Source organism: Limnofasciculus baicalensis BBK-W-15 (assembly GCF_024178385.1).
Classification (GTDB): domain Bacteria; phylum Cyanobacteriota; class Cyanobacteriia; order Cyanobacteriales; family Coleofasciculaceae; genus Limnofasciculus; species Limnofasciculus baicalensis.
Genome location: NZ_JAMZMM010000701.1, coordinates 1 through 1,361, shown reverse-complemented (window position 1 = coordinate 1,361; position 1,361 = coordinate 1). Strand labels below are relative to the sequence as shown.

Below are 1,361 nucleotides of genomic sequence, written 5' to 3'. Positions count from 1 at the left end.
CGAAGGCAGGTTTTGTCTGTGTAGCGACAGATTTCAATCTGTCGTAAAATTTGAGCATGAAACAGCCCTGCCCTCCTCCCCCTGCTCCCCTGCTCCTTTTGGGGATTGGGGAATGGGGAGTGGGGAATGGCGGAGATAGAATCTCTATAAACAACCAACAACAAATGACCGAAATTCCCTTACCTCCATGCCAATTACCGCCACCGCTACAACCAGGTGATTTACTTCAAGTAGTGACTCCCAGTGGTGCTATTCGAGAATTGGAGGTATTCCAAAAGGGTATAGAAATTTGGCGATCGCGCGGTTACAATGTTCAACTGTCAGATACTTGGGATGCTAGAGATGGCTACTTAGCAGGTTCAGATTCCTCACGCCGCCACCAATTAGCCTCTGCTTGGCATAATCCAGATTATAGAGGTATTCTCTGCACCAGAGGTGGCTATGGTAGTGCCCGACTCCTGGAAAATTGGACATGGGAAAGTCAACACCCTAAATGGTTAATTGGTTTTTCTGATATTACCAATTTGCTGTGGAGTCTTTATGATTCAGGTATTTGTGGGATTCATGGACCAGTATTGACTACTATAGCGGCTGAACCAGAATGGTCGATTAATCGATTATTTGACTCTGTGGAAGGACGGAATCTTGCTCCTTTGACTGGCGTTGGTTGGGGTGGTGGGAAAGTTAGTGGTAGGTTATTACCTGCAAATCTTACTGTGGCTACTCATTTATTAGGGACACCAATACAACCCCCGCTAGATGGCACAATCCTCGCATTAGAAGATGTCACAGAAGCACCTTATCGGATCGATCGAATGCTAACTCAGTGGCGGATGAGTGGAGCATTTAAAGGTGTTTGCGGTATTGCTTTGGGACGTTTTAGTCGCTGTGAAGCTCCATCTGGTATAGCAAGTTGGACAATAGAAGAAGTATTGCGCGATCGCTTGGCCGATTTGGGTATTCCGATTATCAGCGATTTGCCTTTCGGTCATGATGGTGCAAATGCAGCGCTTCCGGTCGGACAACTTGTTGAATTAGATGGGGATAAGGGAATCTTAAGTTGGTTGTAGTGACTCTAGCTGCCAAACCTGGTTTTAACTGATAACTTGCACCAGTTGCAATCAGCCTCCTAACTGCCAGAGAATAAATTCTCTGTCTAATAGCTTAAGTCCATTAAAATGGACTAATGGTACTTAAACAGTTTTCCATCGCTAAATGGGCTGAAAACCTCTCTGGATATGGGAAATACCTCAATAACTTTATCAATTCTTTTTCCCCAAAAATTATCCCTACTCCCCTTTCCTAAGCACTTGCCTGTGCCAATTCCTCCCAGCGCTTTTGCCACATAGCCTGAATTCCCT

Annotated in this window: 1 protein-coding gene; it reads left to right on the top strand. The window is 45.2% G+C overall.

Going from position 1 to position 1,361, the window contains the following annotated elements:
* Positions 1 to 164: 164 nt before the first annotated feature.
* Positions 165 to 1,070, top strand: a complete 906-nt coding sequence (locus tag NJ959_RS29570) for a S66 peptidase family protein (protein WP_254015334.1) — start codon at positions 165 to 167, stop codon at positions 1,068 to 1,070.
* Positions 1,071 to 1,361: the final 291 nt, after the last annotated feature.